A 15,423-nucleotide genomic window follows, 5' to 3' on the forward strand; every position below is an offset into this window, starting at 1 on the left:
TGCCGGTGCAGCCAGGTGTGGTGGGCGTCGGTCCAGGCATTGCCCCCGGAGTAAACCAAACCGTGGCGCAGGAGAAGCTTCGAGATCCGATGCCTGGCCCGCATCAGGTCTGCCCGGACGTCCTCACGAGCACGGACGAGATCCCTGGCTGCTTCATCGGCGTTCCCAGGAACCCGCACGGGCGTGATCTGTCCAAGTAGCGCCAGCCGGGCAAGATGCTCAGCATCCCGGGCATCTGTTTTCACCCGGTCCCCGGAAGGCCTTTGCAGCTTAGACGGCGCTGCAACCAAACACTCGATCCCTGCAGCGGCCAGCCGCCGAGCCAACCCGAAACCGGTCGGGCCTGCCTCATAAACAACAAGGACAGGACCACGCAAACCCGAAACCCACTCCAAAACCCCGGCCTCGCTGCCGGCCAGGCTCTGACGGAGGATTTCACCGGTTTCCTGGTCTATCGCGCAGCCCTTCACACTGCGGGCATGGACATCCAAACCCACGTAAGTACGCTTATTCATGGCTGGAACCTCCAGACGTTCAAATGTGGCTCTGCCAGTTCACACCCCGCACCTGCGTGCGGAAAGAGCCGACCGGCAACCCACGAACCTCTTTGAACCCGAGGTTCCGGCCCCTACCTCAGGGCCGGCCCGCCACACTTCATATCGTCTAGCAGGCAAACAGCAGGCATCCCAACCCCACCGCAATAACCCGCTGGGCTACCCGTCGAACCCGTCCTCCGGCGCATGCTGACCCGTGGCGCCGGTCCGATCAGCGCCGGTCCGATCAGTGCCGGTCCGGTCAGCTCCGTCCGGATCAGCATCGGCTGGCTCCGTGCCGGCCGACTCTGCGGACAGCAAGGCCCGCAGTTCGTCTTCGGCGGCGATGGTGGTGACAAAAAAGAGCTCGTCCCCGCCATCGATCACATCGTCGCGGCTGGGCGTGATGGGGGCGTGGTCCCGCAGGATCGCCACCAGGGTGGAATCCTCCGGCCATTCAATGGTGCCCACCGTCCGGCCGATCACGTGCGAGTCGTGCGGCACGGTGAACTCAACAATCGAGGACACCCCCGTCTGGAGCGTCAGCAGCCTCACCAGGTCGCCAATTTCCACGGCTTCCTCGACCAGCGCCGTCATCAACTGCGGGGTGTTGACGGCCACGTCCACACCCCAGGAATCGTTGAACATCCAGTCGTTTTTGGGGTTGTTCACCCGGCCCACCGTGCGGCCCACGCCGAACTCGGTCTTGGCCAGCAGGGAGACCACCAGGTTGACCTTGTCGTCACCGGTGGCGGACACCACCACGTCGGCGTCCTCCATTTTGGCGTTCTGCAGTGTGCTCAGCTCACAGGCGTCGCCCACCAGCCACCGCGCTCCCCGCAGGCCGCTGCGGCCAATCACTTCGGGCTTCAGGTCGATCAGCAGGATCTCATGCTTGTGGGACAAAAGCTCCCGGGCGATCGAGGATCCGACGCTGCCAGCGCCGACGATGACCACTTTCACTGCAACTCCTTGGCGGGGGCTTTGGCCAGGATCTGGGCGACCTGGGCGCTGCGGTCAACCTGCAGCATGGCGTGCACGGTATCGCCGTCCTGGTAGGCGGTCCCGGCGTCGGGCAGCAGGCCTTCCCCGAAGCGGGTCAGGTACGCAACCCGGACGGACGCAGCCTGTTCAATGCTGCTGATCCGGTGCCCGATCCACCCGGCGTCGAGGTCCACCTCCGCGAGCACCAGGCGCCCTGAGGGCTCACGGTAGTCACCGGCCAGGTGCTGTTCGGGGAGGATGCGGCGCAGGACCTGGTCCGCGCTCCAGCGGACCGCAGCTACGGTGGGGATGCCCAGCCGCTGGTAGATTTCCGCGCGGCCGGGATCGTAGATCCGGGCCACAACATGCGGCACATGGAACGTCTCCCGGGCCACCCGCGTGGCCAGGATGTTCGAATTATCGCCGCTGGAGACAGCAGCGAAGGCGTAGGCGTCGTCAACACCGGCCTGCTTCATGGTGTCCCGGTCGAATCCGACGCCGGTCACCTTGCGGCCCGTAAATCCCGGGCGGAGCCGGCGGAAGGCCCTGTCGTCCTGGTCGATGATGGCGACGGAATGGCCGGCGTCCTCCAGCGTGTGCGCCAGCGTCGCCCCCACCCTGCCACATCCCATGATCACGAAATGCGCCACCGATTCTCCTCTGTATTCAAGCCCGGGCCGTGCAGCTAGAACTCTACCGGCATGCCGCCGTTAATCGCCTTCCCCGGGCCGCCATGACACAGCTCTTGATTCAGACTAGCTTTGTGGAGTGCTGACAATATTGAACGCCGTCAAACGCGTGCTGGTGGGCCGGCCCTTCAGGAACGACCGCCTGGCCCACACCTTGCTTCCCAAAAGGATTGCACTGCCGGTCTTCGCCTCCGACGCCCTCTCCTCCGTGGCTTATGCGCCGGATGAAATCCTGCTCACCCTGGCCTTGGCCGGGGTCAGCGCGGTGGCCTTCTCTCCGTGGGTGGGCCTGGCCGTGATGGTGGTGCTGCTGACGGTGGTGGCTTCCTACCGGCAGAACGTGCACGCCTACCCCTCGGGCGGCGGCGACTACGAGATCGCCAACGAGAACCTGGGCAAATACGCCGGGCTCACCGTCGCGTCCGCACTCCTGGTGGACTATGTCCTGACTGTGGCCGTGTCCATGTCCTCGGCCGCCGCATACCTGACCACGGCCGTGCCCGCCCTGCACGGGCAACAAGCCCTCATCGCCACCATCGGCGTCGTAATCCTTGCGTTGGTGAACCTCCGCGGCGTCAAGGAGGCGGGCAGCGTCTTTGCCGTGCCCACCTACATCTTTATGGCCTCGATCCTGGGCATGACCGGCGTCGGCGTCTACCAGGCGGCCACCGGCCAGCTCGGCGAGGCGCCGTCCGCGGCGTTCACGATCGTGCCCGCCCCCGGCTTCGATGAAGGCCTGGTGGGCCTCGCCGGCGCCTTCCTGCTCCTGCGGGCCTTCTCCTCGGGTGCCGCCGCCCTGACCGGCGTGGAGGCCATCAGCAACGGCGTGCCCAACTTCAAAAAGCCCAAAAGCAAAAACGCGGCCACCACGCTTCTCTTGCTGGGCGTGATCGGCGCGTCCATGCTGGCCGGCATCATGTACCTGGCCCAGGCCACCAAGGTCCACATCGTGCTGGACCCGGCCACGGAATTCCTGCTCAACGGCCTGCCACTGCCGGACAATTACATCCAGAACCCCGCCATCAGCCAGATCGCCCAGACCATCTTCGGCCCCGGCTCGATCCCGTTCTACATCGTGGTGGCCGCCACCGGCATTATCCTGGTCTTCGCCTCCAACACCGCGTTCAACGGCTTCCCGGTGCTGGGTTCCATCCTGGCCCAGGACGGCTACCTGCCCCGCCAGTTGCGGACCCGCGGCGACCGGCTTGCCTTCAGCAACGGCGTCCTGGCCCTCGCCGCGGGCGCCCTGGTGCTGATCATCGCCTTCAATGCCGACGTCACCAAGCTGATCCAGCTCTACATCGTGGGGGTGTTCATTTCCTTCACGGCCAGCCAGCTGGGCATGATCCGGCACTGGGGCCGGGAACTGAAACTGGCCAAGGACAAAGCCGTCCGGCGCAGGATGGCGAAGTCCCGCACCATCAACAGCATCGGTTTCGGCATGACGGCGCTGGTGCTGGTCATTGTCCTGATCACCAAGTTCGAGCAGGGCGCCTGGATTGCCCTGCTGGCCATGTTTGTCCTGTTCCTGATCATGTGGAGCATCCGCGCCCACTACGACAACGTGGCCAAGGAACTGGCCGTGGACGAAGACTCCTCGCCCCGCGCCCTGCCCACCCGCGTGCACGCCGTCCTGCTGGTCTCCCACGTCCGCAAACCCGTCCTGCGCGCACTGGCCTACGCCCGCGCCTCGCGGCCCTCGCGGCTCGATGCGATTACGGTGGACATTGAACCCGGCGAAACGGCACACACCGTGGCGGACTGGGAAAAGCTCGAAATCCCTGTTCCCCTCACGGTCCTCGCCAGCCCCTACCGCGAAACCGTCACCCCGATCATGGACTATGTCAAGCAGATGCGCCTGGATTCCCCGCGTGACCTGATTGTGGTCTATATCCCCGAATACGTGGTGGGAAAGTGGTGGGAGCAGCTGGTGCACAACCAGACAGCGCTGCGCATCAAGACCCGCCTTCACTTCGAGCCCGGGGTCATGGTGGCCAGCGTGCCGTGGCAGCTCAAATCATCCGAAGAAGCAAAGAACCTCCAGGACGTGTAATGACCGGCAAGACCTCCACCCATCCCGCCCCCGCTGACTCCGGCGCGCACGCCGGAGAGGAGTTCATCCTCGAGGTGGGCCCCGTGGCGCACGGCGGCCACTGTGTCGCGCGGCACCAGGGCCGGGTCATTTTTGTCCGGCACGGCATCCCCGGCGAGAAAGTCCGGGTCCGGCTGACGGACGCGGGGGAGAAGGCCAAGTTCTGGCGGGCCGACGTTGTGGAGGTGCTGGAGGCGTCCCCGGACCGGGTGGAGCATTTCTGGCGCGCAGCCGACTCCGGCCGGGCCTGGGGGGCCGGCCACCCGCCCGTGGGCGGCGCCGAGTTCGGACACATTACCCTGGCCCGGCAGCGCCGGCTTAAGGCCGAGGTGCTCAACGAACAGCTCCAGCGGCTCGCCGGCATCGACGGGCCCGTGGCTGGCTGGTCCGGTGACGCCGTGGAAGCGGCAGGTGAAGCGGCCGACGGCGGGACAGGCCTTGGGTGGCGCACGCGGGCCAGCTTCTCGGTCACCACCGGCGGCAAGCTGGGCATGCACGCGCACCGCTCCACGCATATCGTCCCCGTCCGCGGGATGCCCCTGGCCACGGACGCCGTCAACGCCTTGAACCTTTGGGACATCGACCTGCAGGGCATCGAACGCGTCGAAGTCGCGGCACCCGCCAACGGCTCCCGCCCGCTGGTGCTCCTGGCGCCGGGTGCTGGAACCACACCCAAACGGCTGAGCCGGATCGCCGCCCAGCTTCCCGATGACGTGTCCGTCGCCGCGCTTGATCCGGAGACCGAAGAAGTCCAGCAGCTGCGGGGCCGCACCTGGGTCCAGGAAACCGCCGTCGGCCACGAGTACCGGGTCACCGGTGCAGGCTTCTGGCAGATCCACCGCGACGCGCCCGGAGCGCTTGTGGGCGCTGTCACAGAATTCCTGCACGGCGGGGGCTTCCTGGCGCCTGGCTCAGTGGTGGCTGACCTGTACGCCGGGGCCGGGCTGTTCACCGCAGTCCTGGCGGACGCGGTGGGTGAGACAGGCTCGGTCCTGTCCGTCGAAGGCGCCACCGGCTCCAGCCGCGACGCCCGCAAAAACCTGCACGCAGCACCGCAGGTGGAGATCGAACAGGGGCGTGTGGAACGCGTCCTGCGCCAGAAGCCGCGGAATTTCGACGCCCTGGTCCTTGACCCGCCCCGCGCCGGCGCCGGCAAGGACGTGGTGCGCCAACTCGTTGCCGCGGCACCCCGGGCCATTGCCTACGTATCCTGCGATCCGGCGTCGTTCGCCCGTGACGTGGGTTACTTCCAGCAGGAGGGCTGGGAGCTTGCCGGGCTGCGCGGGTTCGATCTTTATCCGCACACCCACCACCTGGAGACGGTGGCACTGCTGACTCCGCGCGGCTGATACCACTACTATGGGGCTAAGTAGTCCCACGTCGCGCTCCGTTTCCACGGCCGGCCGTGTGCAATTTTCGAGCCCGGACTAATTAGGGCTTCCTAACTAGCAAGCGGTCAACCGCGCGACAAAGATGAAACTGTTGCGAGAGGAGTCCTGCGATGAGCACTGTGGACAGCTTCGGTTCAAAAGGCAAACTTAATGTAGCCGGAACCGAATACGAAATTTTCCGGTTGAACTCCGTTGAAGGTGCAGAAAACCTTCCGTTCAGCCTCAAGGTATTGCTTGAAAACCTGTTGAGGACCGAGGACGGCGCGAACATCACTGCCGATCACGTCCGCGCCCTGGCAGGCTGGGATCCAAATGCCCAGCCCGATACAGAAATCCAGTTCACGCCGGCACGCGTGATCATGCAGGACTTCACCGGCGTCCCCTGTGTGGTGGACCTGGCGACAATGCGTGAAGCGGTCAAGGAACTGGGCGGAGACCCCAAGCGGGTGAACCCCTTGGCTCCTGCCGAGATGGTCATTGACCACTCGGTCCAGATCGATGCATTCGGTAACTCCGGCGCGCTGGAGCGCAACATGGAGATCGAATACCAGCGCAACGGGGAGCGTTACCAGTTCCTGCGCTGGGGCCAGACGGCCTTTGATGACTTCAAGGTCGTTCCGCCGGGAACCGGCATTGTGCACCAGGTCAACATCGAATACTTGGCCCGCACCGTCATGACCCGCGAGGTGGATGGCGCCCTGCGTGCCTACCCCGACACCTGCGTTGGCACCGACTCGCACACCACCATGGTCAACGGCCTGGGCGTGCTCGGCTGGGGCGTTGGCGGCATCGAAGCCGAGGCTGCCATGCTGGGCCAGCCCGTCTCCATGCTGATCCCGCGCGTTGTGGGCTTCAAGCTGACCGGGTCCATCCCGGCCGGCGCCACCGCCACTGATGTGGTGCTGACCATCACCGAGCAGCTCCGCAAGCACGGTGTCGTGGGCAAGTTCGTGGAGTTCTACGGCGAAGGCGTTGCCGCGGTGCCGCTGGCAAACCGTGCCACGATCGGCAACATGAGCCCGGAGTTCGGCTCCACGGCCGCCATGTTCCCGATCGACGACGTCACCCTCGACTACCTGCGCCTCACCGGCCGCGCGGAAGAGAACGTCGCCCTGGTGGAGTCCTACGCGAAGGAACAGGGCCTCTGGCACGATCCTTCCCGTGAGATCAAGTTCTCCGAGTACCTTGAGCTGGACCTGTCCACCGTTGTGCCGTCCATTTCCGGCCCGAAGCGTCCGCAGGACCGCATCGAGCTCACGGACGCCAAGGAGCAGTTCCGCAAGGACATCCACAACTACGTGGCCATCGAGGACGGCAGCGTCGACGAGTCCCTGGACGAGTCGTTCCCGGCCTCGGACGCCCCGTCGTTCACGCACGCTGATTCGCACACCACCGAAACCAGCCGCGTGGAATCCGCCGCCAACGGTGCGGTGGGCCGCCCGTCCAACCCGGTGCACGTCACCACGGCTGACGGACGCGAATTCGAGCTGGACCACGGAGCGGTCTCCATCGCCTCCATCACGTCCTGCACCAACACGTCCAACCCCTCGGTCATGCTTGCCGCAGCACTGCTGGCACGCAACGCCGTGGACAAGGGCCTGACCTCCAAGCCGTGGGTCAAGACCTCCGTGGCGCCGGGCTCCAAGGTAGTCACCGACTACTACGAGAAGTCAGGCCTCACCCCGTACCTGGAGAAGCTCGGCTTCTACATCGTGGGCTACGGCTGCGCCACCTGCATCGGCAACTCCGGCCCGCTGGACGCCGAGATCTCCGAGGCCATCCAGGCCAACGACCTCTCCGTCACCGCAGTGCTCTCCGGTAACCGCAACTTCGAAGGCCGGATCAACCCGGACGTCAAGATGAACTACCTGGCCTCCCCGCCGCTGGTCATCGCCTACGCCCTGGCCGGTTCCATGGACTTCGACTTCGACACCGACGCGCTGGGCAAGGACGAAGCCGGCAACGAGATCTTCCTGAAGGACATCTGGCCCAACCCGGTCGAGGTCCAGCAGGTTATCGATTCCTCGATCGACTCCGACATGTTCGCCCGCGGCTACGAGGGCGTCTTCGACGGCGACGACCGCTGGAAGGCCCTGGACACCCCCGCCGGCGACACGTTCGCCTGGGATCCGAACTCCACGTACGTCCGGAAGCCCCCGTACTTCGAGGGCATGCAGGCAGAACCCGCGCCGGTGACGGACATCGCCGGTGCCCGGGTGCTGCTCAAGCTGGGCGATTCGGTCACCACCGACCACATCTCCCCGGCCGGTTCGTTCAAGTCCGACACCCCCGCAGGCCAGTACCTCCTGGCCAACGGTGTGGAGCGCAAGGACTTCAACTCCTACGGTTCACGCCGTGGCAACCACGAAGTGATGATCCGCGGCACGTTCGCGAACATCCGCATCCGGAACCAGATCCTGGACGGCGTTGAGGGTGGCTTCACCCGCGACTTCACCCAGGCCGACGGTCCCCAATCCTACGTCTACGACGCCGCGCAGAACTACCAGGCTGCCGGCACCCCGCTGGTGGTCCTGGCCGGCAAGGAATACGGTTCGGGATCCTCGCGTGACTGGGCCGCCAAGGGCACCGCGCTGCTGGGCGTCAAGGCTGTCGTCGCCGAGAGCTACGAGCGGATCCACCGCTCCAACCTCATCGGCATGGGCGTCCTGCCGCTGCAGTACCCGGCCGGCGAGTCCGCAGCCACGCTGGGCCTGACCGGCACGGAGACGTTCTCCGTTGAGGGCGTCACCGCCCTGAACGAGGGCACCACGCCGAAGACCCTCAAGGTCACGGCGACGGCTGAAGACGGCTCCTCGAAGTCGTTCGACGCCGTCCTGCGCATCGATACGCCGGGCGAAGCGGACTACTACCGCAACGGCGGCATCCTGCAGTACGTGCTGCGCCAGATCTCCGCGAACTAGCGCAGGTCCTGCCAGCAGGCACCACCCCGAAGCCCCGGCCGGTCACCGACCAGCCGGGGCTTCGGCTGTTCGGGTGGGCCGAGGCGTTAGAGTTAAGCGGCACGTCTACCACCCGAAGGAGGGGCCATTTGGGAATCCTGGACACCATCCGGACACCGCAGGACCTGAACGAGTTGAGCGGGGAGCAGCTGGAAACGCTGTCCTCCGAGATCAGGGACTTCCTGATCACAAACGTCTCACAGACGGGCGGCCACCTCGGACCGAACCTCGGCGTGGTGGAACTGACGCTTTCCGTGCACCGCATCTTCGATTCACCCCGCGACAGCATTGTGTTTGACACCGGCCACCAGTCGTACGTCCACAAGCTGCTCACGGGACGCCAGGACTTCAGCACCCTCCGCCAGGAAGGCGGCATGTCCGGCTACCCGTCACGTGCTGAATCCGTCCACGACATCGTGGAAAGCTCCCACGCCTCGTCCTCCCTGTCCTGGGCGGACGGCATCTCCCGCGCCCGGCAGCTGACGGGCGAAGGTGACCGGCACGTCGTCGCCGTGGTGGGCGACGGTGCCCTGACCGGCGGCATGGCCTGGGAGGCCATCAACAACATCGCCGCCGACAAACGCCGCCGCGTAGTCATCGTGGTCAACGACAACGGCCGGTCCTACGCGCCCACCGTAGGCGGTTTCGCGGACTACCTGGCGTCCCTGCGGCCCACCATCGACTCGTTCCGCGCCGCGCCAGCGTACGAAGGCGCCCTGGACTGGTGGAAGCGGAAGCTGCAGAACGGCGGCCCTGCCGGCCAGTTCACCTATAAGAGCCTGCATGCCATGAAAAAGGGCATCAAGGACTGGTGGGCACCCCAGGGCATGTTCGAGGACCTCGGCATGAAGTACATCGGCCCGGTGGACGGCCACAACCTGCAGGCCATGGAACACGCCCTGTCCACGGCCAGGAACTACGCCGGCCCCGTGATTGTCCACGCCATGACCGAAAAAGGCCACGGCTACGCCCCGGCCCGGGCCCACGAAGCGGACCAGTTCCACGCCGTGGGCATCATCGACCCGGAAACCGGCGAACCTACGGGCAGCGCCGGCGCCCAGTCCTGGACGTCCGTCTTCGCCGACGAAATCGCGGCGATCGCCGATGAACGCAAAGACGTTGTGGGCATCACGGGCGCCATGCTCATCCCCGTGGGCCTGCACAAGTTCGCGGCCAGGCACCCCGACCGCGTGATCGACGTAGGCATCGCCGAACAGCACGCCCTGACGTCCGCCGCCGGCATGGCCTTCGGCGGCCTGCACCCGGTGGTCGCTGTCTACGCCACGTTCCTCAACCGGGCCTTCGACCAACTGCTGATGGATGTCGCCCTGCACAAAGCGGGCGTGACCATCGTCCTTGACCGGGCCGGTGTGACCGGACCGGACGGCGCCAGCCATCACGGTATGTGGGACATGTCAATGGTGCAGATCGTCCCCGGCCTGCACCTGGCAGCGCCCCGTGACGCCACCCGGCTGCGCGAGGAACTCCGCGAAGCCGTGGCCATCAGCGACGCGCCCAGCGTGGTCCGTTACTCAAAAGGCTCCGTCGGTGCGGAGGTCGAGGCCCTTGAGCGGCTCAGCGACGGCGTGGATGTCCTGTCCCGCCGCCCGTCGGGCGCCACCGAAAACGACGTCCTGATCGTCAGCGTCGGCGCAATGTCGGAACTCGCCCTCGATGTTGCCAACCGGCTCGGCGCGCAGGGCATCAGCACCACGGTGGTTGACCCCCGCTGGGTCCTGCCCGTGCGGCGCTCGATCATCGCGCTGGCCTCGCACCACCGCCTGGTCATTTGCATCGAGGACGGCGTCCGGGCCGGTGGCGTAGGCTCCAGGATCCGCCAGGAAATGCGGGCCGCCGGTGTTGACACAGCCCTGAACGAAGTGGGCCTGCCCGTTGAATTCCTGGACCACGGCACCCGCGGCCAGGTGATGGAACGCGTGGGCCTGACAGCCCAGCAGATCACGCATGACGTTGTTGCCCAGGTGCTGGGCACCAAGGTGCCGTTCGCACGCCCGCTGCCGGGCCAGGAGCACCCCACCACCGGCAGCCTGCCGATCCTGTGAGGGGCGGGGAGATCCTGCAGTACCCCGGAGTCCTGGGGGCACCCGCCGGACACGGGGAGCCGGGCGCCACCCGCGTTCCGGTGGGCCTGGAACCGGGACAGCTGGTGGTGGCCCGCAACCGGAAATGGGACGGCACCGCCCACTGGGTGGTGCCCGGACGCTATCTGGGCGAGGACGAGCACGGCTGGTGGATCTTCCAGGGCACCAACGAATTCTGCTCCCGCCCCGGCCTCGCGTTTTACACCGAGTCGGACGCCGTCCTGCTGGTTCCGCGCCAGGGGGACTGGGTGGCCACGTTCTACGACGACGCCCACCCCCACGGGATGCGCGTCTACATCGACCTCGCCGTGGCCCACGAATGGCAGCCCATCCGCCGCGGAGTGATGGAATTCCATGTGATCGACATGGACCTTGACGTGATCCGGATGGACAGCCGCGGGGTGTTTATCGACGACGAGGACGAATTCGCCGAACACCGCGAACAGATGGATTATCCGGACGGGCTGGCAGCATCGCTGCAGCAGTCCACCCAGGAGCTTTACCAGGCCGTCTCGGCGCAGCAGGCGCCGTTCGATGGCACCGATGCCGCATGGTTTACCAAGGGACGCACATGAGTGAAATTGTCAGGGTCTACAAACGCGACGAGGCAGGTGTCCTGCAGTTCCGGGAAGCCTGGTTCGATGAGGACTACAACCAGTTTGTGATGAATTACGGCGTAGTGGGCCACCAAAGCAAAACAGAGGAAACCGACGTGCCCGGCAGCGCCGAAGCCGACGGCCTCCTGGACGCGTTCGCGGCACAGTGCGCCGAAGACGGCTATGCCGAAATTCCCGAATCCGAGCTGTCCTGGGTGGTGGCCCAGTTTGCCCTCAAAACCCGTGAAGGCACCGAACGGGACCGCTACCTTGAGGAGAAGGCCACGGACGCCTTTATCAGCCATCTGGCGTGGCGTGGCCTGGGCACTGTGGAACGCTCGGAATTCACCGCCTTCAAGCTGAACATCTTCTGCCTGGTGCCGGACGTCAACAAGGCCGTCAACGCCATCAAGGTCTGCGCCCGCGGCGAAGACCTCGACTTCACCAAGCTCAGCATCGGTGCCGCCGCGTTCAACGAACCGGGCACCTTCAAGCTCAAGCATTCCGCCAAGCCCGCCAACAGTTTCACCCTTTAGGAGCCCGCCTGTGACCTCGTACCGCCGCGTCGGAAAATCCGGACTGACAGTCTCCACCGTGGGGCTGGGCTGCAACAACCTTGGCCGGGCCAACACCGCCACCGAGTCCCAGGCCGGCACTGACGCCGTGGTGCACGCAGCACTCGACGCCGGCATCACCTTTTTCGACGTCGCTGATGCCTACGGCCGCGAACCCGGCCTGAGCGAGACCATGCTGGGCAAGGCCCTGGCCGGCCGGCGCGACGCCGCCGTGGTGGCCACCAAGTTCGGCATGGACATGAAGGGCGCCAGCGGACCGGACTTCGGCGCCCGGGGATCCCGGCGCTACATCATCCAGGCCGCGGACGCGTCCCTGCGCCGGCTCGGAACGGACTGGATCGACCTTTACCAGTTCCACACACCGGACCCGCTTACGCCCATTGATGAGACGCTTGCAGCACTCGACGCATTGGTCAGCAGTGGGAAGGTCCGCTACATCGGGCACTCCAACCGCTCCGGCTGGCAGATCGCCCAGGCCGAGTACGTGGCCCGCGAACTGGGCAGCACCCGGTTCATCTCCACCCAGAACCACTACAACCTCCTGGACCGGCGCGCCGAACTGGAGGTGACTCCCGCAGCAGAGGAGTTTGGCCTGGGTGTCCTGCCCTACTTCCCCCTGGCCAACGGCCTGCTGACCGGCAAATATTCGCCCGGCCACGCCCCGGACGGTTCCAGGCTCAGCCACACCCGCACCAACCTGGTGAACGACGCCGACTGGGACCAGCTGGGCGCCTACAGCCGGTTCGCCAAGGAACGCGGCCTGACGGAAATCGAGGTGGCCTTCTCCTGGCTCGCCGCCCAGCCGTCGGTTGCCAGCGTGATCGCCGGCGCCACCAAGCCCGAACAGGTGCACCAGAACGCCGCCGCGGCAGACTGGCAGCCCGGCACGGCTGACCTGGCCGAACTGGACAGCATCTTTCCGGCTGTCCCCAAGGTGGCACTCTTCTAGGCAACCATGACGTCCTACCTCCTCGACGTCGACACCGGGATCGACGACGCCCTGGCCATCACCTACCTCGCGGCACTCCCTGACACGGAGTTTGTGGCCGTGACGGCCTCGCCGGGGAACGTGGACGCGGACCAGGTGGCCCGCACAACCCTGGCGCTGCTGGAACTGTGCGGGCGGCCCGGCGTCGAGGTGGCGGTTGGCGCGCGGGTGCCGCTGTCCATTCCACTGGTCACAACGCCGGAAACCCACGGCCCCCAGGGAATCGGCTACGCCGTCCTGCCGGAACCCGACGGTGCCGTTTCGGACCGCGACGCCGTTGACCTGTGGATTGAACACGCGCGGGCCAGGCCGGGGGAGCTGACGGCGCTCATCACGGCGCCGCTGACCAACTTTGCGCTGGCTTTGCGCCGGGCACCGGACCTGCCGGACCTGCTGGCCAGGGTGGTGATCATGGGCGGCAGTTTCTACCACCAGGGAAACACCACACCCACCGCGGAATGGAACACCCACGTTGATCCGCACGCGGCCAAGGAGGTGTTTGCCGCATACCGGGGCAAACCCCTGGACCGGTTGCCCGTCATCTGCTCACTGGACACCACCGAGCGGATGGAGCTGCATCCCCGCCACGTGCAGGAGCTTGCGGCAGCGGCCGGCGCAGCGGTTCCCGAACTGGTCCTGCCGGACCAGCCCGAGGGGCAGGCCAGCACCAGCAGCAACGCGCTGATCCGGCACCTGTCCGACGCACTGCGGTTCTACTTCGAATTCCACCGGCACTACGACCAGGGCTACCTGGCCCACGTCCACGACTTCTTCGCTGCAGGGGTGGCAGCCGGAACCCTGGAACACGCCACCCGGCTGGCCACGGTGGACGTCGAAACGGAATCGCCACTGCTGATCGGCACCACCGTTGCGGACTACCGCGCGCTATGGAATGCACCGCCCAACGCCTGGATCGTTTCGGCAAACAACCCGGAGCAGGCCTTCACGGAGCTGGTGGCCGCCGTCGGACGCCTCGCCACCCGGCTGGGCTGAAGGCTTTCCGACGACGGCAACGGACCGGCCTACAGGGGCGCGTCTGCGGGGACGTCCACGTCCAAGGCGAGGAGCGCGTTCTCCACCACTTCGGTCAGCGCGGGGTGGATCCAGTACGGGCCGCGCGCCAACTGGTGGACTGTTGTGCCGGCCACCATGGCCTGGACCAGGGGTTGGATCAGGATGGAGGCCTCATGGCCCATGATGTGCGCTCCCAGCAGCCGGCCGGTGGCCTTCTCCGCCACCAGCTTGACCACGCCCTCTTCGTCCTCCATGGCCCAGCCATAGGCCGTGCTGCCGTAGTCCTGGACTGCCGCCACAATGTCGGTGCCCGGTTCCGCTGCTGCCCGCGCGTCCTCCTCGGACAAGCCAACGGATGCCACCTGCGGGTTCGAGAACACGGCAAACGGGACGGCGGTGTAGTCGATGCTGCGCATCCGGTCCGGGTTTTCCAGGTTGTTGGCCACCACCCGGGTTTCCCGGTTGGCAACGTGCTTGAGCTGGTATTCGTTGGCGATGTCCCCGAGCGCATAGAGGCCCGCTACTGGCTTGCCCTCCGACAGGATCCGCAGGTTGCCGTCCACGGCAAGGGTGCCGTTGCTGGTGAGGTCGAAGCCGGCCGCAGCCACGTCCAGCCGGTCGGAGTTGGGGACCCGGCCGGTGGCCATCAGCACCACGTCCGCCTCGAGGCGCAGCGGGCTGCCGTCCGCGGCCTTGAACACGGCAGTCACGGTGCCGTCGCCGTTATCGTTGATGGCTTCCAGGGAGTGGTCCAGCACCAGGTTCCAGCGGGCGGCGGCCGCGGCGGCGAAGCGCGTTGAAACGTCGGCGTCGATGCCGCGCAGCAGCCGGCCTGACCGGTTCACCTGGGTGACCTCGGAGCCGAATCCGGCGAAGACGGACGCGAACTCGGCGGCGATGTAGCCACCACCCACCACCACAACCCTGGCGGGCAGCCCGTCGATGCGCATCACGGTGTCGGAGGTGTGCACCTGGGGCAGGTCGATTCCCGGTACGTCAGGCAGAACCGCCCGGGACCCTGCCGCCACCACCACCTGGTCGGCGGTGATTTCGACGCCGGACGTGCCCACGAGGGTGCGCGGCCCCGTGAACCGCACGTACTCCTGGTACAGGTCCACGTTGTCCAGTTCATCTGCCCGGTACTTCCGCCCGGACTCGGCGATGGCGTCGATCCGGCCGAAGATCCGGTCGCGGATGCCGTTCCAGTGCACCTTGTCCAGGCTCATATCCACCCCGAGCCGCGCAGCCTCGGCAGGCGTCGCCGCCAGGCCCGCCGGATAGACGTACATCTTGGTGGGGATGCAGCCCACGTTCAGGCAGGTTCCGCCGAACACGCCGCCGTCAATCAGGGCCACCTGCTTGGTGTCCCAAAACGGCGTAATCAGCGAGTTGCCGGATCCGGAGCCGATGATGGCCAGGTCATAGTGGGGCATGTATCCGTCTTTCCGGGGGTAAAAATGGGCTCCGGGTCCGCCCGGCCTTCCTCCGGCAGTTTATGG

12 protein-coding genes are annotated in these 15,423 nt (G+C 66.3%); 8 read left to right on the forward strand and 4 right to left on the reverse strand.

Features of this window, described 5'->3' with window-relative positions; genetic code table 11:
* From ACU18_RS02855 to ACU18_RS02865, 3 genes are all read right to left on the reverse strand, one after another.
* Positions 1-515: IS110 family transposase (locus tag ACU18_RS02855; RefSeq protein ID WP_157407527.1), on the reverse strand; the 515-nt coding region annotated here is incomplete at its 3' end.
* Between the two features lie 198 nt (positions 516-713).
* A complete protein-coding gene (locus tag ACU18_RS02860) occupies positions 714-1,496 on the reverse strand; it encodes a potassium channel family protein (protein ID WP_050684036.1) in 783 nt (260 codons plus the stop codon).
* Entirely contained in the window at positions 1,493-2,167 is a 675-nt protein-coding gene (locus tag ACU18_RS02865; RefSeq protein ID WP_050684037.1) for a potassium channel family protein, read from the reverse strand. The genes ACU18_RS02860 and ACU18_RS02865 overlap by 4 nt, the downstream gene beginning before the upstream one ends.
* A 118-nt stretch (positions 2,168-2,285) precedes the next feature.
* On the opposite strand from ACU18_RS02865, the gene ACU18_RS02870 reads away from it, so the two are divergent.
* The 8 genes from ACU18_RS02870 (at position 2,286) to ACU18_RS02905 (ending at position 13,903) form a co-directional block, all read left to right on the forward strand.
* On the forward strand, positions 2,286-4,259 hold the full coding sequence (locus ACU18_RS02870; protein WP_050684038.1) for an APC family permease: 1,974 nt from the start codon (positions 2,286-2,288) through the stop codon (positions 4,257-4,259).
* Entirely contained in the window at positions 4,259-5,647 is a 1,389-nt protein-coding gene (locus ACU18_RS02875; RefSeq protein ID WP_050684039.1) for a class I SAM-dependent RNA methyltransferase, read from the forward strand. The genes ACU18_RS02870 and ACU18_RS02875 overlap by 1 nt, the downstream gene beginning before the upstream one ends.
* 152 nt (positions 5,648-5,799) lie before the next feature.
* Positions 5,800-8,610 carry an aconitate hydratase AcnA gene (acnA, locus tag ACU18_RS02880; protein WP_050684040.1) on the forward strand — a complete coding sequence of 937 codons (2,811 nt, stop codon included), beginning with the start codon at positions 5,800-5,802 and terminating at the stop codon, positions 8,608-8,610.
* 128 nt (positions 8,611-8,738) lie between these two features.
* Positions 8,739-10,712 (forward strand): 1-deoxy-D-xylulose-5-phosphate synthase, encoded by a 1,974-nt coding sequence (dxs, locus tag ACU18_RS02885; RefSeq protein ID WP_050684041.1) that lies wholly within the window; start codon positions 8,739-8,741, stop codon positions 10,710-10,712.
* Positions 10,713-10,744: 32 nt separating this feature from the next.
* Positions 10,745-11,326, forward strand: coding sequence for a DUF402 domain-containing protein (locus ACU18_RS02890; protein WP_050684115.1), 582 nt, complete (start codon positions 10,745-10,747; stop codon positions 11,324-11,326).
* Entirely contained in the window at positions 11,323-11,883 is a 561-nt protein-coding gene (locus tag ACU18_RS02895) for a hypothetical protein (protein ID WP_050684042.1), read from the forward strand. The genes ACU18_RS02890 and ACU18_RS02895 overlap by 4 nt, the downstream gene beginning before the upstream one ends.
* 10 nt (positions 11,884-11,893) lie before the next feature.
* The gene (locus ACU18_RS02900) at positions 11,894-12,871 is read left to right on the forward strand and encodes an aldo/keto reductase (RefSeq protein WP_050684043.1); all 978 of its coding nucleotides are present in this window, start codon (positions 11,894-11,896) and stop codon (positions 12,869-12,871) included.
* Positions 12,872-12,877: 6 nt separating this feature from the next.
* A complete protein-coding gene (locus ACU18_RS02905) occupies positions 12,878-13,903 on the forward strand; it encodes a nucleoside hydrolase (RefSeq protein ID WP_050684044.1) in 1,026 nt (341 codons plus the stop codon).
* A 29-nt stretch (positions 13,904-13,932) separates the two neighbouring features.
* Here the strand turns inward: ACU18_RS02905 and ACU18_RS02910 are convergent, their stop codons facing one another.
* Positions 13,933-15,357 carry a mycothione reductase gene (locus ACU18_RS02910; protein ID WP_050684045.1) on the reverse strand — a complete coding sequence of 475 codons (1,425 nt, stop codon included), beginning with the start codon at positions 15,355-15,357 and terminating at the stop codon, positions 13,933-13,935.
* Between the last annotated feature and the right edge of the window lie 66 nt (positions 15,358-15,423).

This window comes from Arthrobacter sp. ZBG10 (genome assembly GCF_001238605.1).
Lineage (GTDB): Bacteria > Actinomycetota > Actinomycetes > Actinomycetales > Micrococcaceae > Arthrobacter.

Excerpts from the sequence above, each read along its gene's own strand:
- ACU18_RS02905 (WP_050684044.1), top strand. The coding sequence starts at position 12,878 with ATGACGTCCTACCTCCTCGACGTCGACACCGGGATCGACGACGCCCTG.
- ACU18_RS02910 (WP_050684045.1), bottom strand. The coding sequence starts at position 15,357 with ATGCCCCACTATGACCTGGCCATCATCGGCTCCGGATCCGGCAACTCG.
- ACU18_RS02895 (WP_050684042.1), top strand. The coding sequence starts at position 11,323 with ATGAGTGAAATTGTCAGGGTCTACAAACGCGACGAGGCAGGTGTCCTG.
- acnA (WP_050684040.1), top strand. The coding sequence starts at position 5,800 with ATGAGCACTGTGGACAGCTTCGGTTCAAAAGGCAAACTTAATGTAGCC.
- ACU18_RS02875 (WP_050684039.1), top strand. The coding sequence starts at position 4,259 with ATGACCGGCAAGACCTCCACCCATCCCGCCCCCGCTGACTCCGGCGCG.